The sequence below is a fragment of the Pseudodesulfovibrio hydrargyri genome, assembly GCF_001874525.1.
Lineage (GTDB): Bacteria > Desulfobacterota > Desulfovibrionia > Desulfovibrionales > Desulfovibrionaceae > Pseudodesulfovibrio > Pseudodesulfovibrio hydrargyri.
Genome location: NZ_LKAQ01000004.1, coordinates 1,544,431 through 1,570,557 on the forward strand (window position 1 = coordinate 1,544,431; position 26,127 = coordinate 1,570,557).

Here is a 26,127-nt window from a genome sequence, read left to right on the forward strand (position 1 = left end):
GCGCTTTTCACCCATTATCTATATATAGAAGCTTGACGAGTCGAAGCAAAAGCGTGCATAGACCCCCCTCAGTCTGTCGGGAACGGGTTTTGGACGGGCCAGAGCCCCGCGACCACCAAGGCAGGCCGGATACCATCTTCAGCCTGTTGAAGAAGGCGCGAGTGCAGGAGCGCAATCGCGCGTTTTTCAACAGCCTGATAAGAGAGCCGTAACATGCCGAAAGACCTGATCATCGTCGAGTCCCCCGCCAAGGTGAAGACCATTTCCAAGTTCCTCGGAAAGGACTACATCGTCGACGCCTCGGTGGGCCACGTGCGCGACCTGCCCACCCGTGACCTGGGCGTGGACGAGGAGAACAACTTCGCCCCGCACTATGAGATCATCCAGGGCAAGGAGGACGTGGTCAAGCGTCTCAAGGCCGCGGCCAAGAAGGCGGACACCGTCTATCTCGCGCCCGACCCGGACCGCGAGGGGGAGGCCATCGCCTGGCACGTGGCCGAGCTGCTCAAGCCGGTCAACGACAACATCCGGCGCATCCAGTTCAACGAGATCACCTCCCGGGCGGTCAAGGACGCGCTTGAGCACGCCCAGGACCTCAACGAGAACCTGTTCGACTCCCAGCAGGCGAGGCGCATCCTGGACCGGCTGGTGGGCTACAAGATTTCCCCGATCCTGTGGAAGAACGTCAAGCGTGGCATCTCGGCCGGCCGCGTCCAGTCCGTGGCGCTCAAGATTCTGGTCGAGCGCGAAAAGGAACGCCGCGCCTTCCGGCCCGACGAGTACTGGCCGTTCAAGGTGCTCCTGGAGGGCGGCAACCCGCCGCCGTTCTGGATGGACCTGCACAAGCTCGAGGGCAAGGCGGTCAAACCGGGCGCCAACCATGTGTCCAACGCGGACCAGGCCGAGGCCCTGGAACGGGAGCTGCTGAACGGGGAGTTCAAGGTGGACACCGTGCAGGAGAAGCAGCGCAAGCGCCAGCCCCTGCCGCCGTACATCACCTCCACCCTGCAGCAGGACGCCAACCGGCGCATGGGCTATTCGGCCAAGCGGACCATGTCCATCGCCCAGCGACTGTACGAGGGCGTGGAGCTGGGCAAGCGCGGCACCACTGCGCTGATCACCTACATGCGTACCGACTCGGTGCGCATCGCCAAGGAGGCCCAGGAGGCGGCCAAGGAGCTGATCCTGGACAAGTACGGCGACGACTTCTATCCGTCCAAGACCCGGAATTTCAAGACCAAGGGCGGTGCCCAGGACGCGCACGAAGCGATCCGGCCGGTCGACGTGACCATCACGCCCGAAAGCGTGAAGAGCTTTTTGCCCGGCGAGCAGTACAAGCTCTACCGGCTCGTCTGGCAGCGGTTCGTGGCCTCGCAGATGGCCGCGGCCACCTTCTGGGACACCACCGTGCTGGTCAACGCCCCGCAGACCGTGTGGCGCGCCAAGGGCGAACGGATGCTCTTCGCCGGTTTCCTGGCCGCCATGGACAAGGCCGGTTCCGAGGACGATGTGGAGCTGCCCAAGCTGCAGGAAGGCGACGTGCTGCAGCTCAACGAGCTGAAAAAGGAACAGAAGTTCACCCAGCCGCCGCCACGCTACTCGGAGGCCTCGCTGGTCAAGACCCTGGAGGAGCTGGGCATCGGCAGGCCGTCCACCTACGCGGCCATCATCTCCACCCTGATCGACCGCGAGTACGCCAAGCTCGAGGAGAAGCGGTTCGTGCCCACCGAGCTCGGCTTTACCGTGTCCGACCAATTGTCCGAGCACTTCCAGGCCCTCATGGACGTGGGCTTCACCGCCCAGATGGAAGGACTTCTGGACGACGTGGCCGACGGCAAGAAGAACTGGGAGGAACTGCTCAAGGACTTCGGCGGCGACTTTTACCCCACACTGGAAAAGGCGCGCACCGAGATGGGCCGCTCCCAGCAGGTCACGGACATCATGTGCGACAACTGCGGCAAGCCCATGGCCGTGAAGTTCGGCAAGACCGGCGAGTTCCTGGGCTGCACCGGGTTCCCGACCTGCCGGACCATCAAGAACTTCACCCGCGACGAGCACGGCAACATCCAGGTGGTGGAGCGCGAGAAGCCCGAGGACACCGGCGTGCTCTGCGAGAAGTGCGGCCGCCCCATGGCCATCAAGCAGTCCCGGCGCGGCGAGTTCCTGGGCTGCACCGGCTACCCGGACTGCAAGTCCATCGTCAATTTTACCCGAGATGAGAACGGCAACATCAAGGTCGTGGAGTCGGAAAAGCCCGAAGTGGTCGGCACCTGCCCGGACTGCGGCGGCGAGCTGCTGCTCAAGAAGGCGCGCACCGGCTCCCGGTTCATCGCCTGTTCCAACTATCCGGACTGCACCTACGCCGCGCCGTTCTCCACGGGCGTGCCTTGCCCGCGCGAGGGCTGCAACGGCGAGCTGGTCGAGAAATCCTCGCGCCGGGGCAAGATCTTCTACTCCTGCTCCGAGTACCCCAAGTGCGACTACGCGGTCTGGAACTGGCCGATCAACGAGCCGTGCCCCAAGTGCAACCACCCCATCCTGGTCCGCAAGACCTCCAAGGACAAGGGCGAGCACATCGCCTGCCCCAAAAAGGGGTGCGACTATTCTCGTCCTGTGGACGAGAAGGAGTAGGCGGCTTCCGATAGCGGGCCATCTGCACATTTTTTCCGGCGGGCGCTGACCGCAGCGTAGCCGTCCACGTGAGGATCAGCGCCCGCCGGAGGAAAATGCACAGCTGACCCACTCTCGACAAATCCGCAGGACAGCGGATTTGGACGTTGCGGTCTTTCCGCAACGCCCCGAAGGGGTGAGCCCCAGGATAGGGCGAATCAAAGCCTATTCCGAGGACGGGTTGGCGGCTGAAGAGAGAGCCGCTGTCGGTTGGCTTTGCCAACCGAGTCGCTCCATGGGGCGGGAGGGTTTTGATGCAGGCATGATAAAGAGGCTGTTGGGCGCTGGGTCACCCAAGGCGCTATTCGGTGAGGGAGCCTGGCTCCCTTTTTTTGTGCGGAAAAAGTTGTTGGAATTGATCCAGGTCAATGTTTTTGGGGGTGGCGGCGTGTAGAAGGGAGGTGCGTGAGGGGCATGACCGGCCCGTTGCGCATGAGACATTCTCTACCATGGGCGGCCTGCCATTGCCGTCCGAACGTCACACCTACATCCTCCCCAAGAAGGCCGTCCACACCCGGGCGGCCTTCCTGGTTGCGCGGGGCTGGATTGTTTCGGGGAAACAACGTATCTGCTGCCCATGCCCGATACCCAACCCGATGCGCAGGCCGTGCTGGCCGCGGCCCGCAAGCTGGGCCGCCCCGTGGAGCCGGACCAGGCCGAACTGCTGGCCGTCTATCTGGACCAGCTTATCAAGTGGAACAAAAAGATGAACCTGGTCGGCCCGTCCGACTGGCGGACCGTGTTCGACCGGCTGGTGGTGGACTCCCTGTTCCTGGCCGATTTCGTGGCCGGGCTGAACCTGCCCGACCGACCTCTGTGCCTCGATTTCGGAGCCGGGGCCGGGCTGCCGGGCATCCCCCTGCGCGTGCTCTGGCAGGCGGGCGACTACTGGCTGGTGGAGGTGCGCGAGAAACGGGCCACCTTCATGAAGAGCGCGCTCGGCCGCCTCAAGCTGCCCGCCACCAGCGTCTTCCCAGGCAAGGCCGAGGACGCCCTGGACCGCCTGTCCAGGTCCGGCCACCAGGCCACCGCCGACCTCATCCTCAGCCGCGCCTTTATGCCCTGGCAAAAACTTCTGGATTTCATCCACCCCATGCTCCGCAAGGAACCGGGCCGCACCGGCGCCGCCATCATCCTGGCCAACGATCCGCCCCCGGATGAAGCCTCAGTCCCCGACGGCTGGCGGCTCGGCGACGTGGCCTCCTACCCGGCTGCGGGCGGTGAGCGCTACTTCTGGTCGTTCAAGGTCGAGTAGAAGCGAAGAATGCCTCCGGCGGCCAGAGGGGAAACTTTTGAAAAAGTTTCCCCTCTGGACTCCCCTTCAAAACTTTTTGTCGCGCCTTCGGCGAAGCCGTGCGAGCGCCAAAAGAATAACCCCGGCTCAAACGGACCGGGGTTTCGTTCTCTGCGCACTCCGCGAAGCGGCTATAAAAAGTTTGGGAAGGGAGAGGGGATGGGGGGTCCGGGGGAAGGGGAGAGGGAAAGCCCTTTTCAAAGGGTTTCCCTCTCCCCTTCCCCCGGCCGCCGGAGGCATTCTTATTCTTACAAAACGTCCCAGGTGGCGCCTTGCGGGGTGTCGTGGACTTCGACCTGCATGGCGGCGAGTTCGTCGCGGATGGCGTCGGACTTTTCGAAGTCCTTGTCCTTGCGCGCCTGGGCGCGGGCGTCGAGCAGTTCCTGGACTTTGGCCGGGTCGATGCCGGCGCGGGCGGCGCGGTTGTCGCGCAGCTCCAGGAGGAACTCGGCGGGCTCGCGCTCGAAGATGCCGAGAATGGTGCCCCAGTCGGCCATGTCGGCCTTGATACGGGCGAACAGGTCGCGGCCGCCTTCGGACTTGCGCAGGTTCTTGTCTTCTGCCACGCGCCCGGCCAACCGGATGGCGGAAAAGATGTGGCCCAGAGCCCCGGCGGTGTTCAGGTCGTCGGCCATGGCCTCGGCGAAGTGCTTTTCGATCTCGTCGAGCTCTTTGGTCAGGTCCTCGGGGAACGGGGACTTCTTCCATTTCTCCTTGGCCAGTTCCACGTCGATCTGGCTCAGGGCCGAGTAGATGCGCTTGACGCCCTTTTCGGCCTCTTCCAGGGCGTCGAAGGAGAAGTCGAGCGGGCTGCGGTAGTGCATGGTCAGCAGGAAGTAGCGCAGGGTCTCGGGCAGGAACTTGTCCAGGATGTCGCGGATGGTGAAGAAGTTGCCCAGCGACTTGGACATCTTTTCGGAGTTGATCTGCACGAACCCGTTGTGCACCCAGTAGTTGGCGAACGGCTTGCCCGTGGCGGCCTCGGACTGGGCCACCTCGTTCTCGTGGTGCGGGAAGGACAGATCCTGGCCGCCGCCGTGGATGTCCAGCGGCAGGGGGGAGTATTTCTCGGACATGGCCGAGCACTCCAGATGCCAGCCGGGACGGCCCTGGCCCCAGGGGGATTCCCAGAACGGTTCGCCGGGCTTGGCCGCCTTCCACAGGGCGAAGTCGAGCGGGTCCTGCTTTTCCTCGCCCGGGGCGATGCGCGCGCCGGATTCGAGCTCGTCGATGTTCCGGCCGGACAGCTTGCCGTAGCCGTCAAAGGAGCGGACCTTGAAATACACGTCGCCCGACGGGGTGGCGTAGGCGTGGCCCTTGTCGATGAGCCGCTTCGTCAGGTCGATCATCTCCGGGATGTGCTCGGTGCACTTGGGCTCCACCGTGGGGCGCTGGATGCCCAGCCGGTCCATGTCCACGTAGAACTCGCCGATGAACTTCTCGGCGATCTCGCCCGCCTCCTTGCCCACCTCGGCCGCGCGCTTGATGATCTTGTCGTCGATGTCCGTGAAGTTGCGGATGAAATTGACGTTGTACCCCTCGTGATTGAGGTAGCGATAGAGCACGTCGAAGACCACGCTGGAGCGGGCGTGGCCGATGTGGCAGAGGTCGTAGGCCGTGATGCCGCAGACGTACATGTTCACGTCGTTGTCGTTGGCCGGGGTAAATGCTTCCTTGCGCCGTTTGAGGGTGTTGTAGAGTCTCATTGGATCACTCCATTTTTATTGCATTGAAATAATTATGCTTTGATTAAATTCCATCCGCCGGAACGGTCTCCACGTGGACGTTCAGCAGGTCCAGGTTCTCGAACAGGTCGCGGCCCATGAAGAAATAGAGCACGGGCACGGACTCCGCCGGGTTGGCGGACACGGTCAGGGAACCGGGGTCGTTCAAAAACGTCTTCAGGCCGAGCATGGCCGCGCGGGCCGATTCGTTGGCCTGGGTCTCGGCATAGGCGGCCAGTCCGTCCAGCTCCAGGCTGATCCGGCTCAGGGTGGCGGCTTCGGAAGCGCCCGTCTTTTTGGCCCAGTCCGCGCTGACCAGGCGCATGAACTCGCGGTTGTCGAAGGTCAGGACCGCCGAGCGGATGCCCAGGGCGAAACTCTGTTCCGGCCGGAATCCGGTCAGGTCCACGTTGTCCAGGGCGCCGGTCAGCTTGAGCGCGCCGAGCTTGGGGTCGTCCAGGGACAGCTCCTTGAGCTCCAGGATCTTGGTCTCCGGGTCGTAGGTATAGTCCAGCCCCGCGTTGCCGGCCAGGGTCTTGATGCCCAGCCCCTCGATGTACCCGGCCCACTCGCCGAAATTCTGCGCGGTCGCCGGGATGGTCAGCCCCTTGGCCGAGATGGTTGCGAAGTGGGGGATGGGGTTGTCCCGGTCGAAGGCCGCGATGGACACCGAGTCGGCCTGGACGTGCTGGCCCGAGGGGAACAGGGCGTCCACCCGCTCAAGCGTCACGGTGTGGGCGGTGATGTCCACGGACAGGTCGGCGTAGGACAGGGCCAGCCCCGGGATGTCGGCCACGGCCCTGGTCAGTTCCTTGTCCACCTCGGTGTTGACGTACCATTTCAGGCCGAAGAAGCAGAGCGCGGCGAAGATGACGAAGGAGACGAGGAATTTCTTCAGGCCGGACACGGTTACATCTCCCTCAGGCCGGTGACGCAGGCCACGGCCTTGATGCCTTTCTTTTCGCCGGTGAAGCCGAGCTTTTCCTCGGTTGTGGCCTTGAAGTTGACCTGGTGCTGCTCAAGGCCGAGCAGCCGGGCCACGTTTTTGGCGATCTGCGCGGCGTGGGGGGCCAGACGCGGGACCTGGGCGATGACGGTCAGGTCCGCGTGCACGATGCGGGTCCGGGCCCGCTCGGCCATGTCCAGGACCTCGCGCACGAGCACGCCGCTGTCCGCGTTGTCGAAATTCGGGTCCGTGTCCGGGAAATGGGTGCCGATGTCCCCGCCGCCGAAGGTCCCCAGGATGGCGTCGGCCAGGGCGTGCAGGAGCACGTCGCCGTCCGAGTGGGCCACCATGGACGGGCCGCCCGGGATGGGCACGCCGCCCAGGACCATGGGCCGGTCGTGCTCGCCGCCGAAGCGGTGCACGTCGTAGCCCCAGCCCGTGCACGGCACGGTGGTCCGGGCCTCCTCCAGCCTTTTCAGGTCTTCGGGCACGGTGATCTTGACGTTGCCCGCCTCGCCCGGCACGACCGCGACCTCGGCCAGCCGCTCGACCATGGAGGCGTCGTCCGTGACCTCCCAGCCCTCGGCCAGGGCGCGGTCGTGGGCCTCGCGCAAAAGCGCGGTCTCGAACCCCTGCGGGGTCTGCACGGCCCCCAGTTCGGAACGGTCCAGGGTCTCGGCGACCCTGTTGTCCGCCACCCGTTTGACCGTGTCGGTCACGGGCACGGCCGGGATCGCGCCGCGCGCGCCGGAGTCCAGCGCGTCCACGAGTTCACGGACCAGCCGGGCCGAGACAAAGGGGCGGGCCGAGTCGTGGACCAGGACATGGCCGCACGACTTGGGCAGGCCGGTCAGCCCGTTGCGCACCGAGTCCTGCCGCCGCTCGCCCCCGGCGACCACGGTCCACTGCACGCCCAGGTCCTCGGTCTTGAAAAACTGGCGCAGCTTCTTGTCCATGGCCGGAGCGTCCTCGGGCGGGAAGACGAAGACCAGGCCGCGCACGCGGGCCACGCGGGAGAATGCCCGGGCGCAGTGCCAGAACAGCGGCACGCCCTTGTACTCAAGGTACTGCTTGCGCTCGCCGCCCGTGGCCTCGGCCAGCCGTGTGCCGGAGCCAGCGGCCAGGATAATGGCCCAAATGTCGTTCATGGTGCGGTCCATGCGGTTGCCTGTCGAAATTGGGCGCGCGGGGGAGGGGGTGCCTCCCCCGCGCGGTGTACACAAGTCGGAGCCGGTCATAAGCCGGGTCTTGTTCCCCTTGCGGGGTGGTCATCATTCATCTAGGCCGCCCGTTACCGGACGGCTCGAGCAACCAACCCGACAGCTTCGGCCGGGCCGGCCTCAAACGCTGTCCTATTCGGTCTTGCTCCGGACGGAGTTCACCTGGCCTGCCGCGTCGCCGCGACAGCCGGTGGGCTCTTACCCCACCGTTTCACCCTTACCGCCGGGTTGCCCCGGAGGCGGTCTGCTTTCTGTTGCACGTGACGGGGATCGCTCCCCCTGGGCGTTACCCAGCGTCCTGCCCTGCGGAGCCCGGACTTTCCTCCCCGGCCGATGGCCGCGGCGATGACCTGCCCGACTCCGGACTTGTGATCTATTCCTCTTCGGCGCTTCCGGCCTGCACAAAGGCCTGCCAGTAGATCAGCCGCTGGCAGTTGGGGCAGCTCAGGATCTGCTGGCCCTTCTGCAGGTCGTTGTACGCCTGCGGCGGGATCATGATGTTGCAGCCCGAGCACACGCCTTCGGACACCGGCACGATGACCGGGTGCTCCATGCGCTCGCGGATGAATTCGTAGCGGCCCAGGATCGGCGGCGGAACAGCCTTGCAGGCCTTCTTGCGCTTGCGGTTCAGGGCCTCGAGCTTCTTGTTGGCCTTGTCCAGGCGCTCGTCCAGGGTGGTCTTGAGCGCGTTGAACTGCTCCTGCACGCCGCCCATCTCCTCGTCCAGGGCCTGGGTGGCCTCGTCCTGGCGGACCAGCTCCTCGCGCACGGCCTCCTGCTCGTCGTCGCGCATGCGGTTGAGCTTTTCCAGGGAATCCATTTCGCGCATCATGGCGTGGTATTCCTTGGTGTTGCCCACGAGCATCAGCTTGTTCTTGGACTTCTTGATCTTACCCGCATCCTCCTCGATCTCCACGGACAGCTTCTTTTTCTGTTCGTTGAGGATGCTCATCTTCTCGTCAATCTGGCCGCGGCGCTCCTCGAACTCGCCGAGCTGGTTCTCGAGGTCGGCCAGCTCCTGGGGAGCCTGCTCGATCTCCTGGGTCAGCTCGAGGATTTCGTCGTCCACTTCCTGCAGGACGATCAACTGTTCAATCTGTTTCTGATACATGGGTTAACCTCACTATCTATTTGAAATCAAAAAGTGTATCCGCTACTTGCTGTATACCGAAAAGGGGTCCTCGCCCGGGAAGAAACGGACTTCCGCGCCGGGCATGGCCTGGCCGAGCTCCTCGGCGAAGCGGCGCATCATCTCCTCTTCCAGGGAGAAATGGCCCACGTCCACCACGCAGACCGGGGTCTCCACGGCCGGGTGGTACTTCATGTCCCCGGTGACGAACACGTCCGCCCCGGCGCGCGCCGCCCGCTCGATCAGGGACGTGCCCGAGCCGCCGCAATAGGCCACGGTGCGCACGCGCTCCGGCCTGGGCCCGGCGACCATCAATGCGTCGCGTTCGATCAGCCCGGCCAGCCGGTCCATGAACGCTTCAAAGGACATCGGTTCAGGCAGTTCGCCCGCCTCGCCGAAGCCGACCTCGCTCACCGGCGCGGTCAGGGAGCGCAGGTAGAACAGGGGCCGTCCGCCCAGGGAAAATTCGATCTTGTCCGCCAGTCCGCGCCATTTGGGCTCGTCGCAGACCACTCGGACCTCGCCGGTGCGGCTCTGGGCCACCGAGTGCACCCCGTCGTGGTCGGCCCAGATGTCGGCGGCCTCGCGGGTGATCGGTTCCTCGCAGTAGAACGAGGCCTCCACCGGGGCGCGGCCGTGCTCCACCTCGAGCAGCCGCCTGCCGGTCAACGCCAGTTCCTCGCCCAGCCAGAAGGCTGGACCCCCAGGCCGGGTGTCCAGGGAGGTGTGGGCCGCGTACAGCCAGCTCCCTGCCGGGATGATCGACCGGAGCACGTCCAGGTACATTCCTTCCGCGCTCGGGGCCTTGGGCTGCATGTACAGCGGGTGGTGCGTGATCACCGCGCCCGCGCCCCACTCGACACAGCGGGAAACCGCCGCCGGGGTGGGCTCCAGGGTCACGGCCACCTTGTCCGTGTCGGCCAGGGTCCCGGCCACCTGCACGCCGGAGTTGTCCCAGGAACTTTGGTTCGCCTCCGGGGCGAGGTTCCTGAAAATCGCCAAAATATCTTGAATTTTCATATGGTTATGACCATTTCCCATAATGAGGATGCTCCCGTAGGGTTTCCCCCTCGGGAGCATCTCTTGTCCTCTTCGATCACCCGGCCTACGGCCTTGTTCGGGGATTTCAGGAAATATGCGATCTTCTGCTTTCGGGTCTTCGTCAATCACGTCTCCCGGAAGTGGGTCGTTGGTGGGCCAGCCAGGATTCGAACCTGGGACCGACCGGTTATGAGCCGGTGGCTCTGCCAACTGAGCTACTGGCCCGCCGTGGAGTCGAGCACCATAGCCGGAAGCCGCCCATGGTGTCAACTCCACGGCGGTGCTTTGTACGTCGGCTTCCGATAGCGGGCCATCTGCACATTTTTTCCGGGGGGCTTTCATCCTCATGTAGGCCCACTACACTGCGGTGAAAGCCCCCCCGGAAGAAAATGCACATCTGACCCACTCTCGAAAGCCTCACTCCGTGCGAACGCGGGGGAGAGAGCCGCTGTTCGCGCGCTTTGCGCACGAAGGCGCTCCATGGGAGAGCCGTTGTTGGATGCTGCGCATCCAAAGCACTCCATGAGGGGGCGTTGTCGGGTGCCTGCGGCATCCGAATCGCTTCTGGGTGAAATCAGGATCGGGGGAGGTCGAGGGTTTGGGTCAGCCAGGTGATGAAGGCCTGGGCGGGGGAGTCGGGTTTTGGGGGGCGGCGGGTGATGACGACGTAGTCGATGGGGGTTGTGGTGAAGCCGTAGGGGGCGACGAGGAGGTTCTGGGCCAGGGCGTCCCGGACCATGGGCAGGGGGCCGATGGCCAGGCCGAATCCGGCGGTGGCGGCCTGGAGGCTGAAGTAGAAGTGGTCGAAGAACTGTTCGGCGTCGGCGTTTGGGTTCTGGCCGGAGAGTCCCTTCCAATCGGTCCAGGCCGTGGGGCGGGTGCGGGTGTGCAGGAGCTGTTTGGAGGTGTGTTCGTGGGCCGCCCAGTAGGCCGGGCTGCATACCGGGCCGACGGGCTCCCGGCCGAGCGACTGGCTGTGGTACCGGCCGGGCCAGGCGAAATCCGAGCGCCGGATGGCCAGGTCCACCCCTTGTTCGGACAGGTCGATGGGCCCGCCCGCCGTGGACAGCAGCACCTCGGCGCCCGGGGCCGCCCGGTGGAAATCGTCGAGCCGGGGCATGAGCCAGCGCATGGCCAGGGTGGGCTCGCAGGACACGGACAGCCTTTGGGACGAGGGCTCGGCCTTGAGCTCCTCGCAGGCCCGCTCGAGCCCGGCGAACAGGGTCTCCACCCGCGCGGCGAAGGTCCGGCCCCGGTCCGTCAGAAAAATGCCCCGGTTGCGCCGCTCGAACAACTCGAACCCGAAGAATTCCTCCACCTGCCTCACGGCCCGGCTGACCGCGCCGTGGGTCACGTGCAGTTCCTGCGCGGCCCGGGTGAAGCTGCCGTGGCGCGCGGCGGCCAGAAAACTGGCCAGCGGGGTCAGGGGAGGGAGGTTGGGCATGGGCTTTCCGTGAGTTTAATTCACCGGTTGTCTACAAATTAATCGATTGTGCATTTCATATCCTCTTTTATGATGCGAGTAAATAAGATCAATCGGGAGAATAATCGTGAATTTTACTATCGAAACGAATCTGCTTGCCGTGGCCGGGATCACCCTGTTGGCCGTGGTCAGTCCGGGGCCGGACTTTGCCGTTATTTTGCGCAACGTCCTGCGTTCCGGCCGGGGGCCGGGGTTGGCCACCGCGCTGGGCATCGGTTGCGGGGTGGTGGTCCACGTTACCTACACCCTGCTCGGGCTGGGCTGGCTCGTGGCCCGCTACGCCTGGCTGCTGACGGCGGTCAAGTACGCCGGGGCCGCCTACCTCGTCTGGCTGGGGTGCTCCGCCTTGCTGTCGCGCGGGGACGAACCCGGCCGCCCGCAAGTCCCTGCGCCCGGTGTCCGCGCCGATCTCCGGCAGGCGTTCCGCAACGGCTTTCTGTGCAATGTCCTGAATCCCAAGACCGTGCTCTTCTTCATCGCCCTGTTCACCCAGGTGGTGGCGCCCGGCACGCCCCGGATCGCCCTGGTGGGCATCGGCGCGTACATCGTCCTGACCCACCTCGCCTGGTTCGCCTTCGTGGTCCTGGTCCTGACCAACCCGGCGGCCCTGCGCGTCTTCAACCATTGGCGGCGGGCCGTGGAAAGGGGGGTGGGCGGCTGCCTCGTCGCTTTGGGCGTGACCCTGGCGATCGATAACTGACCGGATCGCGCGAGGGGCTAGCCCGCCGTCTCCACCTTGCGGATGGTCCTTTTGGCGAACCACAGGGCCACGGCGGCGCTGGTCCAGACCATGGCGAAGATGGCCAGCCACAGGGCGGTGATGGGGTAGCCGAGGATTTGGGTGAACAGCGTGAACAGGATGAACGGGGCGACCACCTGGCGGGCCAGGCCGAGCCAGATGGCGAACATGGGGCGCTTCATGCCCTGCAGGACCGAGGTGGGCACGAAGATGGCCACGTAGCCGTACAGGGTGAAGGCGTCGATGTGCAGATAGCCCGCGCCCACGGCGATGACCGCCGGGTCCTGGGTGAAGATGCGCATGAGCGGCGAGGCGAGGAGCAGGATGGGCACGGACAGGGGGACGAGCAGGTACGCCCCATACAGCAGGTTTTTGCGGAAGTTCTCGCGGATGCGGTCTATCCGGCCCGCGCCGTAGTTCTGGGCCGTGATGGTCAGGGCGGCCACGCTCAGGCCGATGGTCGGCATGAGCACCACCTGATCGATGCGCGTGGCGATGCCGTATGCCGCCGAGGCCTCGGGCCCGAACCCGGACACGTAGCGGAAGATGACGAAGAAGCCCAGCGCCACGGTCATGGAGTTGAGCGCGGCCGGGAACCCCTGGTGGGCGATCTCGCCGTAGATCTTCAGCCGGGGAATGAAGTTGCGGCCCTTGTCGGTCTTGAGCAGCCCGGTGCGCCGGGTCTTGAACAGCAGGTATACCCCGCCGATGCCCTGCAGGATGACGGTGGCCCAGGCCACGCCCGCCAGCCCCATGGCGGGCAGGCCGAACCCGCCGTGGATGAACCATGGGTCCAGGACCACGTTCAGCGAGGCCATGAGGATGAGCGTGTTGCGCATGCTCCTGGTGTCGCCCTGGGATTGCAGGATGGCGTTGAACAGGAAGAGCGACATGGTCACCACGTTGCAGGCGAAGATCGGGTTCATGTAGCTCAGGCAGGTGGCCAGGTAGTCGCCGCGCGCCCCGAGCCAGCCGAAGATGGCGGGTGAAAAGGCCAGGCCGAACCAGGCCAGGGCCACGGACGCGAGCAGGCCGAAGCCGAGCATCTGCACGCCGACCAGTGACGCCTTGGCCCGGTCGCGCGCACCCAGGGCCGAGCCCATCAACGCGGTGGAGCCGGTGCCGATGCCCCCGGCCAGGGCGGTGATGATGAAATACACGGGCAGGGACAGGGCCAGGGCGGCCTGGGCGTGGGTGTCGATGCGTCCGGCCCACCAGGTGTCCACCACGTTGAACATGGTGTTGAAGAAAAAGCCCACGCTCGAGGGCACGGCCACCTGCCGGATCACCTCGGAAATGGGCCGCGTGGTCAGGTCGGTCCTGTCGATGGCCGTTTTGCTCATGGACCGACTGTACCCGTTTACCCTGCGGAGATACACCCTTTTCCCGCCGGGGCTTCCGGGTCGCGTCCGGGCCGGTTGACGGCCACGCGCCGGGGCCTGTACGTATTCGTCATGGGAAAGACGCCGACCAACGAGGATGTGCGCTTCTGGCGCGACCCCGACCTGCCGGGCGTGGAGGTGCGCCGGTCCACCTATCATGCCGAGGCCTTCCGCACCCACGTGCACGAGGCCTTTTCCATCGGCTTCATCGAGCAGGGCAGGACCACCTTCGACCTCGAAGGGAGCGCGTACACCGCGACCGTCGGCCGGGTCGTCTTCATCGGCCCGCACATGGCCCACGCCTGCAATCCGGACCCGGACTCGAACATGGCCTACACCATGTTCTACATCGACCCCGCCTTGCTCCTGGCCGTGGCCCGCGAACTCTTCGGCTCGGACGCCCGGCTTCCGCGTTTCCCCGAGCCCGTGGTCGACGATCCCCGGCTGGTCGAGCGGTTGCGCGCCCTGCAACGGGCCATTGCCGACGAGGCGGATCGCCTGGAACGGGAGAGCCTGCTCGTCCAGGGGCTGGCCGAGGCCATCACCCGCCACGGCGAGCCCGGTCCCGCGCGGGAGGTCCGCTCCGGCGGACGCGACGCGGTCAAGGCGGTGCGCGCCTACCTGACGGACCACCTCGCCGAAAAGGTCTCCCTGGACGAGCTGGCCCGGGCCGCCGGGATGAGCCGCTACCACCTGCTGCGCGTGTTCCAGGCCGCCACCGGCCTGCCGCCCCACGCCTACCAGAACCAGCTGCGCGTGGACCTGGGCAAGCGGCTGTTGGCCCAAGGCATGCCCGTCAGCCAGGCGGCGCTGGAGACCGGGTTCACCGACCAGTCCCACTTCACCCGCGTGTTTCGCCAGTACACCGGGGCCACGCCCGGCCAGTACCGGGACTCCGGCCGATCCTGATCCGGGCCGCAATTTCGTACAATACGCTTTCCCCGGCCGCGACTAGGCTCCCTCTCCTCAACCAAAGGAGAAGAACCATGCTGTTGTGGCAAAAGATGATGATCGGCCTGGCCCGGAGCGAGTCCGTGACCCGCCGGATGCAGGAATCGCGGTTCATGGACCGGTTCGCCCGCCGGTTCGTGGGCGGCCGCGACGGGGCCGAGGGGCTGGAGCGCGCCCAATCCCTGCGTGAACAAAAGCTGTCAGCCTCCCTGTTTTACCTCGGCGAATACGTGGCCGACCCGCGGGAGATCGAGGCCACCCGCCTCGCCCTGGCCGGGGTGGCGCGGGGGCTGGGCCGGTCCGGCCTGGACGTGCACCTGTCCGTGGACCCCACCCAGCTGGGGGCGATGATATCCTGGGAGGCGTGCCGCGAGAACGTCACCGCCCTGGCTCGCGAGGTGGCGGAGCACGCCGGGGCCGGGCGGGACGTGCTCATGCTCGACATGGAGGACTCCTCGGTCACCCAGCCGACCCTGGATCTCTATCATCATCTGCGCGGCGAAAACCTGCCCGCGGCCGTGACCGTCCAGGCCTATCTGCACCGCACGCCCGGCGACCTGGCCCGGCTGGTGGCGGACGGGGCCATGGTCCGGCTGGTCAAGGGCGCCTTTGCCGAATCCGGCAAGAAGGCCGCGACCGGGCGGCGCGACCGGGACGAGGCTTACCGCAAGGCCGTCGTCACCCTGTTGTCCCCCGAGGCCCGCGAGCGGGGCGTGTATCCGGTCTTCGGCACCCACGATCACAACATGGTCGCCTTTGCCGAGCACGTGGCCGCGACCAACGGCTGGCAACGCGACCAGTGGGAAGTGGAGATGCTCCTGGGCGTGCGCACGGCCTATCAGCGCGAACTGGCCGAGCGCGGGGTGTCCATGCGGCTGTATCTGCCGTTCGGCCGCGACTGGTGGCCCTATTCCATCCGCCGGGTGGGCGAGAATCCCAAGAACCTCGGCTTCGTGTTCCGCTCCATGATCGGCGGAGGCGAGTAGCGGGCGCGGCGGGCTTTGCACGGGCGCGGGCCGCAATTTCCTACAATACCCGGTCCGCCCGCCCCGGCATGGTGTTCCCCGAAACAATCAGGAGAACACCATGCCCGAAAACACCGCCGTCCTGGCGCGGCCCGCCGCCTGGCTCGCCCCGGCCTGGCTGGCCGCCGCCGTGCTCCTCTGGGGCACCTCCTTCATGGCCACCAAGACCGCCCTGACCGGGTTCGGGCCGCAGACCCTGGTCTGGCTGCGCATGACTCTGGCCGCCCTGGCCGTGCCCCTCTTTGCCCACCGCATCCCCCGGCCCGGCTACCGGCCCGGCGATTGGAAGGTCCTCGGCTCGCTTTGTCTGATGCAGCCGTGCCTCTATTTCCTGCTCGAGAGCAACGCCGTGAACCTGACCACCTCGTCCCAGGCGGGCATGGTCTCCTCCCTGGTACCCCTCTTCGTGGTTGCCGGGGCCTGGGCCATTCTCGGCGAGCCCATGACCCGCACCGCCATGCTCGGTCTGGCCGTGTCCATGGCCGGGGTGATCTGGCTGTCCATGGCCGGGGCCCCGGACGCGAGTGCCCCCAATCCCGCCCTCGGCAATCTCCTGGAGGTCGGGGCCATGGTCTGCGCGGCGGTCTACATGGTGGTCATGAAACGCCTCTCCACACGCTATTCCACCTGGTGGCTGACCGGCCTGCAATGCGTGGCCGGGGCTCTCTTCTTCCTGCCCGGCGGTCTTGCTGCCCTGTCCGATTCTCTGTTCGAAGCTCCTCCGATCGCCTGGTTGGCCGTGGTCTATCTCGGCCTGTTCGTCACCCTCGGGGCGTTTGGCCTGTACAATATGGCCATGACCTGCATGCCCGCCGGACGGGCCGCCCTGTCCATCAACCTCGTGCCGCCCGTGGCCCTGGTCGCTGGCTGGCTGCTGCTCGGCGAGACCCTGACCTGCGCGCAACTGGCCGCCTGCTGCGTGGTCGGGGCCGGTGTCTGGCTGGGGCGGCGGTAGGAGCCCCCAAGGGAAACGGCGCCGCATCCCTCCCTTACGCAATGAAAAGGCCCCGGTGCCCGGTGGAGTGCCGGGAACCGGGGCCGATCATGAACCGGTCGGGTCGAAGGGATGTTTTCAAGATACGGCCGCGCTCTCCGAAGAGTGCGGCCGTAGTCGATATGCGCGGCTTGGCCCTAGGGCAGGAAGCCGAGGACCGTCGCCGGTGAGCCGGACCCGTTGATGTTGCGCACGCCGCCGACCACGATCCACGCGCCCTTGGCGGGCAGCTGCTCCAGCCCGGCCAGGTTTTCCAGGTGGATGCGGTCGCCCTTCAGGAGGGCCGTGTTGGTGGCGTAGGATTCGTCGGAACCCGGGTCCACGCCGTGGGTGTCGATGCCCAGGCCCCCCAGGGCGCGGTTGTCGATCAGCCACTGGGTGGCGTCGACGCCGATGCCCGGGTAGTGCATGACGCTGTCCTTGTCCTCGTTGAAAAAGGCCTTCGGGTCGTCCCAGCGCTCGTCCCAGCCCGTGAAGGCGATGACCATGGCGTGGTCCGGAATCCGGCCGTTGGCCTTTTCATAGGCCTGCACGTCCGCAAGGCTCAGGGCGTAGTCCGGATTCTTGGCCGCCTTGGCGCGGACGTCGATGACCACGGCGGGGAAGACGAAGGAGGTCGCGGGCAGCTTGTCCGCGGTCTTTTCGTCGGCGTTGAAATGCGCGGGCGCGCCCCAATGGGTGCCGGAATGCTCGCCCATGGTCACCGACTGCAGGAAGAAGCCGTCCTCCTGGACCGTGAACGCGGGCTCGATCACCGGGTCCGGGTCGCCGGGGAAGATGGGCATGTTGGTGGTGTTGACGTGGCTCAGGAAAACGACCTTGCCGAACGCCCGGGCCATCTGCTCTGGAGTCAGCGCGCCGTTTCCACCCGCCATGGCCGTGCCCGCCGCAAGGAGCAGACACAGGGCCAGGCCCAATGCGCAGCGTGCCTGCGCTCTCACATACTGAAACATCGAAACTCTCTCTTTTTACGTATTCCGGGGAAAGGCCCATCCGGCGCGGTCAGCGCCCGGTCCCGCCCGTCCCCATCGCCGGGACACCCTTTCCTCAATGCGGATCGGTTCCGTGGCTGCCGTTTTACCCCATGGGGGCGCTGTTCGGCAACAGCGGGCAGGGGGCGGGAGAGGGATGGGAGATGGAGGCCGCTTAGCGGCGATGGACGGATGATTTCGCCTCCGGCGGGCAAGGGGCTATGACCCCTTGCATCCCCTTTGTCGCCTGCGGCGAGGCGGGATGCGCAAAGGGCTGGGCGGGACGCGACTGTGCGGTGTCCCGAAGAGTTCGCGCCGGACGTCGGCGCGGTTCGAAGGGGAGCCCGGCGCGAACACTTCGGGACGGTTGCCCACGCCGCCAGGCAGGGCGAGGGTTATGGACAATTGAGAGGGCGGCGTTTTGGACCGGGGCGTGAAAAGAGTCTATTCCCGGCGCTCCCGCCATCCGCGAAGCGGCAACAAAAAGTTTGGGAAAAGGAGGGGATGGGGGTCCGTGGGAAGGGGAGGAAAGAACCCTTTTCAAAGGGTTTTTCCTCCCCTTCCCACGGCCGCCGGAGGCAAAAAAAGTGCGGGCCGCGTCAGCGGCCCGCACTTTACGTTGTCTCAGGCGGCGCGACTATTTCAGGCCGAGTTCCTTTTTGAGGAATTCGAAGTCGATGTTGTTGGACACGAGTTCGGCGCCCTGTTTGATCTTGATGGCGTCGCGCAGTTTGTGCCGGGAGAGGATGTCGTCCATCTTCTTGGCGACCGTGAAGGTGTCTTCGCGGACCATGATGATGGGCGTTTCCAGTACCTCGGAGCGGGTCAGGATGATGTCGTTGGGGTAGAGGTTGCCGGTCAGGATGAGGCACGGGCAGTCGCCTTCGAGCGCCACGAGCTGCACGTCGGACCGGTCGCCGCCCACGATGATGGCGGAGTTCTTCTTCTTGCGGAAGTGGGTCATGAAGTTTTCGACCTGCATGGTGCCGATGAGGAAGGACTCGACCACGCGCTCGGACTTGTTGTGGGCGGAGATGATCTTGCCGCCCAGGCGGTCGGCCAGGTCGCCGACCTTGATGGCGCCCATGAGCGGGTCGCGGGGGATGACGCCGAGGACCCTGACGCCCTTGGCCTCCAGGGCCGGGCCCAGGAGCTGCGAGATCTCGTCCATGAAATTCGGGGGCACGTCGTTGAGGATGACGCCGGCCATGAGGTCGCCCAGCGTCTCCTTCATGGCCATGAGGTAGTCGTATTTGAGTTCCTTCTGGAAGCGGTCGATGATCACGGTCTTGATGCCGAGCCTGCGGACCACGGAGATGGCGTCGGTGTCGCAGTACTTGCCGGAGTACATGGACCCGGACCCGGCCACCAGGGTGACGTCCTTGTCCTTGGACACGGCCTCATAGCCTTCGACGATGCTGTCCAGCAGGCCGTCCATCTTGCCGGTGAACGCCTTGACCTTGAAGTCCTGGGTGACGACCACGGGGGTGACCATGGCCGGGTCTTCGTTCAGTCCGAGCACGTCCTGGACAAAGGCGGCGTCCTCGTCGCCGAGCTTGCCGTCGATCTCCATGGGCATGGCCCCGACGGGCTTCATGTAGCCCACGGTGAACCCGTCTTTCTGCAGGCGCAGGCCCATGCCCATGACGATCATGTTCTTGCCTGAATACCCGGTGGTAGAGCCTATGTAGAGTCCAGCCATGCCTATTGTCCTCCTGAGGGTGAAGGGGGCGGGAACCGCAGCGCCCCGTCTTTTGTTAGTATATGAGACCGCAAAAAATGTCCAAGCGTCAAATGGGTCCGACGGTCACGCGCAGGTCGGCCACGAACGCTCCTTCGGCATCCACCAGGATGGGGTTGAGCACGGCCTCGCGTATCTCCGGGAAGTCCGTGGCCATCTGGGACATGGACAGCAGGATGTCCTCGATGGCCGCCAGGTTGACCGGTTCCTCGCCGCGCACGCCGCGCAGCAGGGGGAACGACTTGATCTCGCGGACGATATCCTGGACGTCGTGCAGGGCGAGCGGGGCCAGCCGGTAGCTGACGTCGCCGAGAATCTCGGCGGACGGTCCGGCCAGACAGAACGAGATGAGCGGGCCGAACTGCGGGTCCTGGGTGAACCGGACCACGACCTCTCGGGCCTTGACCGGGCCCATGGTCTGGACCAGGCAGCCCGCTATGTAGATGTCCGGGCGCTTGCGCTGGGCCCGGGTGGTGATGTCGAGCCATGCGTCGCGAACCTCGCGCGGGGTGTGCAGGTCCAGGGCCACGCCGTCCACTTCGCCCCGGCTGGTCAGGTGGGGCGATTCGATCTTGAGCGCCACGGGGTAGCCCATCTTCTTGGCCGCGCGCACGGCCTGGTCCGAGGTGCGCACCAGCCGGGTCTCGGGCACGGGCAGTTCGTAGGACGCGGCGATGTCCATGGCGTCACCGAAGGGCAGTTCGGTCATGCCCGCGGCCAGGGCGGCATCGATGGTCCGCTCGGCCCGTCCCTTGTCGCGGCGGAAGCAGACCTCCACCGGGTAGGGCCGGTTCTTCCAGCGGTAGTGGGCGAGCATGGCCGCGATGGCCGTGATCGCCGGTTCCGGGTAGGCGTAGCAGGGGATGCCCGCGGCCAGGAGCATGTCGCGGCCGGGGCCGATCCGCTCCTCGCCCATGAACGAGGCGAAGATCGGTTTGTCGCAGGTCTTGGAAACGTCGATGATCGCCTGGGCGGTCTCGGTGATCTCGGCCGAGGCCGTGGGCGTGAGCAGGACCAGGATGGCGTGGCTGGTCTCGTCCTCTGCCACGGCTTCGAGCGTGGCCCGGTAGCGTTCGGCCTTGGCGTCGCCGATGATGTCGATGGGGTTGTAGATGGCGGCGAACGGCGGCAGGGCCCGGGTCAGGCGGTCCAGGGTCTGCTGGGAGGGGCGGGCCAGGTTGAGCCCGGCGGCCTCGCAGGCGTCGGCGGCCAGGATGCCGGGGCCGCCGGAGTTGGTCACCACGGTCAGGTTCGGGCCCTGGGGCAGGGGCTGTTCGGCAAAGGCGCGCGCCAGGTCGAACAGGGTCTCCAGGCTCTCCACCCGGATGATCCCCGCCTGCTTGAACGCGGCCAGCCCGGCCTCCACGCTGCCGGCCAGGGAGCCGGTGTGGCTGGAGGTGGCCCGCGCGCCGGCCGGGGTGGTGCCCGCCTTGATCATGATGACCGGCTTCTTTTCGGTCACGGCCCGGGCCCGGGTCAGGAACCTGCGGCCGTCGTCCACGGATTCCAGGTAGCCGATGATGACCTTGGTGTCCGGGTCGTCGCCCAGCGCCTCGATCACGTCGGCCTCGGACACGCCCGCCTTGTTGCCGAGCGAGACGAACTTGGAGAAGCCGATGGACTCGCCCTCGGCCCAGTCCAGGATGGCCGAGCACAGGGCCCCGCTCTGGGAGAAGAAGGAGATGGACCCCCGGGCGGGCATGGTCTGGGCGATGGATGCGTTCAGGTTGATGGCCGTGTTGAACAGGCCCAGCGTGTTGGGCCCGAGCAGGGTGATGTCCCTGCGCCGCGCCAGGTCGGCCATCTCCATTTCGAGTTCGAAGCCGTCGCGCCCGGTCTCGCGGAATCCGGCGGTGATGACGCAGATGGCGTCGACCTTGGCGTCGGCCAGGTCGCGCATGGCCTCAAGGACCTTTTCGCGCGGCAGGACGATGATGCCGAGGTCCGGCGGGCGCGGCAGGTCGGCGGTGGACGGGTAGGCGGTCAGGCCGAGAATTTCTCCGCCCGCGGGATTGACGGGAAAGATTGTCCCCCTGTACCCTGCCGAGATCAAATTCGACAGGATGAGATGCCCGAGCTTGAGCGGGCTCCGGGACGCGCCGACGACGGCGATGGATTCGGGGGTGAAAAGTTCGCGTAGCTGGGCGTCTGGTTGCATAAATAAGGGGGTTGAATGGATACCGCTGAGCTTCAGGATTGTATCCACCATAGGTTTGCCCAAGTCAAGTTCCTGGAGACGGCCCTGACCCACTCCTCGTTCGCCAACGAACAGAGCGGCATCGAGGACAACGAGCGGTTGGAATTTCTGGGCGACGCCGTGCTGGAACTGTGCATTTCCGAGGAGGGATTCAGGCGGTATCCGTCGGCCCACGAGGGCCAGCTCACGCGCATCCGTTCTCAGCTGGTCAAGGAGCAGTCACTGGCGGGCATGGCCCGGGGGCTCAAGCTGGACCAGTGCATCCGCCTGGGCAGGGGCGAGGAGCTGCAGGGCGGCCGGGAGCGCGACGCGCTGTTGGCCGACGCCTTCGAGGCACTGCTCGGCGCGGTCTTTCTGGATGGCGGTTTCGAGGCCGCCCGCCGGACCATTCTGGAACTTTTCGAAGACGAGTGGCCCGCCCGGGCCATGCTGCCCGAGACCAAGGACTACAAGAGCCGGTTGCAGGAGGTGGCCCAGGAGCTGTTCCGCGACAGGCCGGTGTACGTGCTCTCCGGGACCAGCGGTCCGGAGCACGAGAAGCTGTTCGAGGTGGACGTGACCCTGCCGCGCGGCGAGCGGTTTCGCGGCGTCGGCAGCAGCGTGAAGCGGGCCGAGCAGGAGGCCGCGCGCATGGGCCTCGAGTTCCTCGAAGAGGAATAGAACCCCGCCACACCACCCGGCCAAAACGACCGGAGACCAAGCCCTGCGGGACTATCCCGCAGGGCCGGTTCCGATCGTCTTCAGTCGCGTCTTGCCGTTTGCGGCTAGCCGCCGATGAGCTGCATGGCCATCCTCGGCAGGGAGTTGGCCTGCGCCAGCATGGCGACAGCGGACTGGGTGAGAATCTGGTTGCGCACGAACTCGGTCATTTCCTGCGCCACGTCGACGTCGGAAATGCGGGACTCTGCGGCCTGCAGGTTCTCGGCCTGGATTTCCAGGTTGGTGATGGTGTTCTCCAGCCGGTTCTGCATGGAACCGAGGTTGGCGCGGATCTTGTCCTTGGAGATGATCGCCTGGTTGATCGCCTCCATGGCCGACTGGGCCAGGGCCTGGGTGGAGATCGACTTGCCCGCGTTCTGGGCTTCCCAGGTGGCGCCGGAACTCTTCAGAGCGGCCAGGTGCCCGAGTCCGAAAGAGGACGCGGTGGAACCCTGGATGGCCACGTAGTAGTAGTCCTCGGCCGAGTCGTTGCCGGTGCCGAAGTGGATCTTCAGCGGGCCGGTGGCCTGGAGGCCCGTACCGTCGTGGTCGACACCGGGGTCGCCGGACAGGTTGCCGTTGAGCAGGTAAATTCCGTTGAAGTCCGTCGCGTGGGCGATACGGGTGATCTCCGAGCACATTGCCTGGTATTCGGAGTCGATGATCATCCGCTGGTCGGAGTTGTAGGTACCCGTGGACGCCTGCATGGCCAGCTCCTTCAGACGAATGAGCTTTTCGTCGACCACCTGCAGCGCGCCGTCCGCGGTCTGGATCAGCGAGATCGCGTCGGACGCGTTGCGGATGCCCTGGTGCAGGGAGCTGATTTCCGAACGCATGAGCTCGCGAATCGCCAGGCCGGCCGCGTCGTCCGCAGCGGTGCCGACACGCAGGCCGGAAGACAGACGCCGGGTGGAGACGCCGAGCCGGCCGTAATGGTCGGACAGGTTCCTCTGGGCGTTCATGGCCATGAGGTTGTGGTTAATGACTAAAGACATCAGAACCCTCCTTGTTCGATTCTCAAATCCATTTTGCCAAGATTAAGCATCATGTGTGCCAACTTAACTTTATCAAGTAATGTTAAGATGATAAGTGTCTAAAAAAAGTCTAGAAAGGCCAATTTTTCCCCTTCCCCAAACGGCCGCAAACCCCCGCCCGTCAATGCTTTGTCAATATTTGCCGGGTGGGGAGGGGATCGTCGAAGGGCCTCGACAGTGCCTTAAGAAGGTAAGGAAAGCCGCCCGGGCGGCGGCGATCGGCGGAAAGAGGCGCGGCTGCGCCGCGGGAGCCGGTGAAGGGGGTTGCACCCCCTTCAGCCTCCGAGAGCCGCTGTGCAGGCCGAAGCCTGCACAATGCTCCATGCCCTCCCGGCGGGGTCCATTTTTTTGCTGGCCCAAAAAAATAGACGAAAAAAAGGGCCTGGGGGGTTGGGTGGCCGCCCGGAGAACGGGGGGCAAGAAGCTGATCCGCTCGGGTCGGCTCCCGAATCGAGGCTCGCGGCGATTCGAAGAGCCGCCTCCCCTCGCGGTCAGCTTCTAACCCCCCGTTCAAGGGCTGGTTTGGGTGAAGGTAAGAGGCGTGGTGGGGCGCGGGAGGGCGTGCCTTGGCGCGTAACCGAGAGAGCCGCTGTCGGACGCGGGGCGTCCGAGTCGCTCCATTGGCAGCCTTGTGGAGTTCCAACCGAGTCTTCTGCCGGGCCAAACGCCACGGCCCAATACATTTATACGCAGGGCGGTAATCGGCAGCGGACCCTAGAGTCCGTCCCTGGCGGCGAAGCGGCGGCTGGATCGCGTCTGCGCAGCAGACATCTATCCAGCCAGCGAAAGCCGCCTACGGGCTCTTGGGTCCGCTTCCGCCGTACTCGCACCGCAGCGCAGTTTTTGCTTCCTTTTTTCTGCGCCAGCAAAAAAGGAAGTCGCCGTAAAGGCGAAATTCGAGAGTAAGGCGGACAGCCAAATGTCCCAACGCGAATGCGAGGACAGGCAACAGCGTCAAAATTCCTTCCGGCACAGGGCGGCGAGGACAACGCCGAACCGGAGCTGGTTGTGAGGACGGCCCCGATCCGAAGCTGGCGGCGAGGTCCTTCTTCACTTTTCGAGCCCGCTCCATAAGCCGGACGGCCCGGCGATGTCGCATGACATCGGCCGGGCCGCTGGGTTTTCTTTGCCCCCCGGTGGGTGGCCGGGGGGCCTTGGAGAAGGACGTCTATGAGTATGGGTTACTTGAGACCTCTGTTGGTTACCGCTTCATCGAGATGACTTCGCCAAGCAGCGAATCCACGGTGGTGATCACCTTGGTGTTGGCCTGGAAGCCGCGCTGTGTGGTGATCATGCGCACGAACTCGGTGGCCATGTCCACGTTGGACATCTCGAGCGCGTTGCCGTCGATGGTGCCCTTGCCCGAGCTCCCCGCCTGGCCGGTCAGGGCCGGGCCGGATTCAAGGGTTTCGGTGAACAGGTTGCCGCCCTCGCGGCGCAGCCCGTGCTGGTTGGTGAAGGTGGCCAGGGTCACGGCGAAGAGCTCGAGCACCTGCCCGTTCGAATAGTGGCCGGATATGACACCCTCGCGGGAAACCGAGATGTTCTGCAGGATGCCCGCGGAGTAGCCGTTCTGGCTCTGGTACAGGGTGGACGAGCCGCCGGTGTCGAAGCTCTGGGTGGCCAGGGCCGAGACCGCCGGGTCCTTGAAGTTGGCCAGGTATCCGGTGTTGCTGATGTTGTTGCCGACCATGGCCGCGGTGGTGGGCAAGGTGCCCAGGCCGCCCCCCCAGCCGATGGTGGTGGCGCCGCTCCCGTTGCTCGACAGCTCCTTGTTGGAGATGCCGAAATCGATCTGGAGGGGCGTGGCGTTGGTCGCCTCGGCCGTGCTGGCGTTGGACTTGCCCAGGAAGTTGGCGGTGCATACCGGGAAGCCGCTGGTGGAGAAGTCCGCCAGGTCCCAGTTGTTCAGGTCCTTGATGTTGGCGCCGCCGTTGGACTTCAGCGTGTAGGCGCTCATGCCCGAGAGCTGGCCGGTGGTGAAGGTCAGGGTGCCGATCATGAGCACGCCCGCGGCCGAGGTCCGGCTCTCGCCGATGGAGGTCATCAAGCCGTTGGCCCCGGAGAGCATGCGCCGGTCGGCCGACGGCTCGCAGGTGACCATGTATTCCCAGACCGTGTCGCCGCCCGCGTTGCTCATGGTCACCTTGTCGAAGTACACGGTCAGGTTGTGGGCCGTGCCGATCTCGTCATAGACCTTGAGCGTGGTCGAATAGCCATACAGGGTGGAGGCCAGCGGCGTCTCGGCCGTGCCGTCCCAGTTGTTGAACATCGCGAAATAGGGATTGGCCGAGCTGGTGGAGCCGTCCGCGGCCGTGGGGTCCAGGTTGGTGACGATGGACACGTTGGTGGTCGCGTTGGGCTCGGACTGGAAGTTCTCCATGCGGATGTTGGTCGGCGTGCCGATGATCCGCGCGGACCTGTTTTCATTCGTGGTGGTCGAGGTGGTCGTGGTCACCGTGGTGGTGGTGCGCTCGATCTCCCATCCCTGGAGAACGTAGCCGTGCGGGTCCACCAGGTAGCCGTCGTTGTCGAAGCGGAAGTTGCCCGCCCTGCTGTAGTATTTCATGTCCTCGCCCAACGGGGAGACCACGAAGAGCCCGTCGCCGGAGATGGCCATGTCCGTGGCCTCGGTGGACGACTCGAAGGCGCCCTGGCCCCAGTCCGAGTAGATGGTGGACACGCGCACGCCCCGTCCCACCTGGCCCACGCCGTTGACCGTGGCGAAGTCGGCGCTGGCGAGGTCCTCGAACTGCATCATGGCGCCCTTGAACCCCGTGGTGTTCACGTTGGCCAGGTTGTTGCCGATGACCGTCATGCGTTCCGAGTGTACCGTAAGGCCGGTGATACCCGAATACAGTGATGCTCCTAAACCCATAATAACCTC

At 65.5% G+C, this 26,127-nt stretch carries 19 protein-coding genes, 1 tRNA gene and 1 other RNA gene; 7 read left to right on the plus strand and 14 right to left on the minus strand.

Features of this window, described 5'->3' with window-relative positions; all coding sequences use genetic code 11:
- Positions 1-213: 213 nt before the first annotated feature.
- Positions 214-2,631, plus strand: coding sequence for a type I DNA topoisomerase (topA, locus tag BerOc1_RS11570; protein WP_071545851.1), 2,418 nt, complete (start codon positions 214-216; stop codon positions 2,629-2,631).
- A 616-nt stretch (positions 2,632-3,247) separates the two neighbouring features.
- Positions 3,248-3,925: a 16S rRNA (guanine(527)-N(7))-methyltransferase RsmG gene (locus tag BerOc1_RS11580; protein WP_071545853.1), complete on the plus strand. Its 678-nt coding sequence runs from the start codon at positions 3,248-3,250 to the stop codon at positions 3,923-3,925.
- Between the two features lie 287 nt (positions 3,926-4,212).
- On the opposite strand, the gene cysS is transcribed toward BerOc1_RS11580, so the two are convergent.
- The 8 genes from cysS to BerOc1_RS11620 form a co-directional block, all read right to left on the minus strand.
- Complete coding sequence (gene cysS, locus BerOc1_RS11585; protein ID WP_071545854.1) at positions 4,213-5,670, minus strand: cysteine--tRNA ligase; 1,458 nt, start codon at positions 5,668-5,670, stop codon at positions 4,213-4,215.
- Between the two features lie 43 nt (positions 5,671-5,713).
- A complete protein-coding gene (locus BerOc1_RS11590) occupies positions 5,714-6,595 on the minus strand; it encodes an aq_1923 C-terminal domain (RefSeq protein ID WP_071545855.1) in 882 nt (293 codons plus the stop codon).
- A 2-nt stretch (positions 6,596-6,597) separates the two neighbouring features.
- Positions 6,598-7,782 carry a 2-C-methyl-D-erythritol 4-phosphate cytidylyltransferase gene (gene ispD / locus BerOc1_RS11595; RefSeq protein ID WP_084641689.1) on the minus strand — a complete coding sequence of 395 codons (1,185 nt, stop codon included), beginning with the start codon at positions 7,780-7,782 and terminating at the stop codon, positions 6,598-6,600.
- 74 nt (positions 7,783-7,856) lie between these two features.
- Positions 7,857-8,216: RNase P RNA component class A (rnpB, locus tag BerOc1_RS11600), an RNA gene on the minus strand.
- Positions 8,217-8,227: 11 nt separating this feature from the next.
- Positions 8,228-8,965: a zinc ribbon domain-containing protein gene (locus BerOc1_RS11605; protein ID WP_071545857.1), complete on the minus strand. Its 738-nt coding sequence runs from the start codon at positions 8,963-8,965 to the stop codon at positions 8,228-8,230.
- 42 nt (positions 8,966-9,007) lie between these two features.
- On the minus strand, positions 9,008-10,003 hold the full coding sequence (locus tag BerOc1_RS11610) for a Nif3-like dinuclear metal center hexameric protein (protein ID WP_071545858.1): 996 nt from the start codon (positions 10,001-10,003) through the stop codon (positions 9,008-9,010).
- 170 nt (positions 10,004-10,173) lie between these two features.
- A tRNA-Ile gene (locus tag BerOc1_RS11615) sits at positions 10,174-10,249 on the minus strand.
- Between the two features lie 349 nt (positions 10,250-10,598).
- Positions 10,599-11,468 (minus strand): LysR substrate-binding domain-containing protein, encoded by an 870-nt coding sequence (locus tag BerOc1_RS11620; protein ID WP_071545859.1) that lies wholly within the window; start codon positions 11,466-11,468, stop codon positions 10,599-10,601.
- 106 nt (positions 11,469-11,574) lie between these two features.
- Here BerOc1_RS11620 and BerOc1_RS11625 point away from each other — a divergent pair, with 106 nt between their 5' ends.
- Positions 11,575-12,207, plus strand: coding sequence for a LysE family translocator (locus tag BerOc1_RS11625; RefSeq protein ID WP_242652965.1), 633 nt, complete (start codon positions 11,575-11,577; stop codon positions 12,205-12,207).
- Between the two features lie 17 nt (positions 12,208-12,224).
- Here the strand turns inward: BerOc1_RS11625 and BerOc1_RS11630 are convergent, their stop codons facing one another.
- Complete coding sequence (locus BerOc1_RS11630; protein ID WP_071545860.1) at positions 12,225-13,589, minus strand: MATE family efflux transporter; 1,365 nt, start codon at positions 13,587-13,589, stop codon at positions 12,225-12,227.
- 111 nt (positions 13,590-13,700) lie between these two features.
- On the opposite strand from BerOc1_RS11630, the gene BerOc1_RS11635 reads away from it, so the two are divergent.
- From BerOc1_RS11635 to BerOc1_RS11645, 3 genes are all read left to right on the plus strand, one after another.
- The gene (locus BerOc1_RS11635) at positions 13,701-14,537 is read left to right on the plus strand and encodes an AraC family transcriptional regulator (RefSeq protein WP_071547096.1); all 837 of its coding nucleotides are present in this window, start codon (positions 13,701-13,703) and stop codon (positions 14,535-14,537) included.
- A gap of 77 nt (positions 14,538-14,614) precedes the next feature.
- Complete coding sequence (locus BerOc1_RS11640) at positions 14,615-15,565, plus strand: proline dehydrogenase family protein (RefSeq protein WP_071545861.1); 951 nt, start codon at positions 14,615-14,617, stop codon at positions 15,563-15,565.
- 100 nt (positions 15,566-15,665) lie between these two features.
- Complete coding sequence (locus BerOc1_RS11645) at positions 15,666-16,559, plus strand: DMT family transporter (RefSeq protein WP_071545862.1); 894 nt, start codon at positions 15,666-15,668, stop codon at positions 16,557-16,559.
- Positions 16,560-16,735: 176 nt separating this feature from the next.
- Here BerOc1_RS11645 and BerOc1_RS11650 read toward each other — a convergent pair whose 3' ends face one another.
- The 3 genes from BerOc1_RS11650 to BerOc1_RS11660 all read right to left on the minus strand — a co-directional run bounded on the left by BerOc1_RS11650 (position 16,736) and on the right by BerOc1_RS11660 (position 21,468).
- Positions 16,736-17,551, minus strand: coding sequence for a cyclase family protein (locus tag BerOc1_RS11650; RefSeq protein WP_071545863.1), 816 nt, complete (start codon positions 17,549-17,551; stop codon positions 16,736-16,738).
- Positions 17,552-18,206: 655 nt separating this feature from the next.
- A complete protein-coding gene (locus tag BerOc1_RS11655) occupies positions 18,207-19,271 on the minus strand; it encodes a phosphotransacetylase family protein (RefSeq protein ID WP_071545864.1) in 1,065 nt (354 codons plus the stop codon).
- 88 nt (positions 19,272-19,359) lie between these two features.
- Positions 19,360-21,468 (minus strand): acetate--CoA ligase family protein, encoded by a 2,109-nt coding sequence (locus BerOc1_RS11660; protein WP_071545865.1) that lies wholly within the window; start codon positions 21,466-21,468, stop codon positions 19,360-19,362.
- A gap of 15 nt (positions 21,469-21,483) precedes the next feature.
- Between BerOc1_RS11660 and rnc the strand changes: the two genes are divergently transcribed.
- A complete protein-coding gene (gene rnc / locus BerOc1_RS11665) occupies positions 21,484-22,167 on the plus strand; it encodes a ribonuclease III (RefSeq protein ID WP_071545866.1) in 684 nt (227 codons plus the stop codon).
- A 104-nt stretch (positions 22,168-22,271) separates the two neighbouring features.
- Here the strand turns inward: rnc and BerOc1_RS11670 are convergent, their stop codons facing one another.
- Positions 22,272-23,201: a flagellin N-terminal helical domain-containing protein gene (locus BerOc1_RS11670; protein WP_071545867.1), complete on the minus strand. Its 930-nt coding sequence runs from the start codon at positions 23,199-23,201 to the stop codon at positions 22,272-22,274.
- Between the two features lie 1,240 nt (positions 23,202-24,441).
- Complete coding sequence (locus tag BerOc1_RS11675) at positions 24,442-26,118, minus strand: flagellar hook protein FlgE (RefSeq protein WP_071545868.1); 1,677 nt, start codon at positions 26,116-26,118, stop codon at positions 24,442-24,444.
- Positions 26,119-26,127 lie beyond the last annotated feature (9 nt).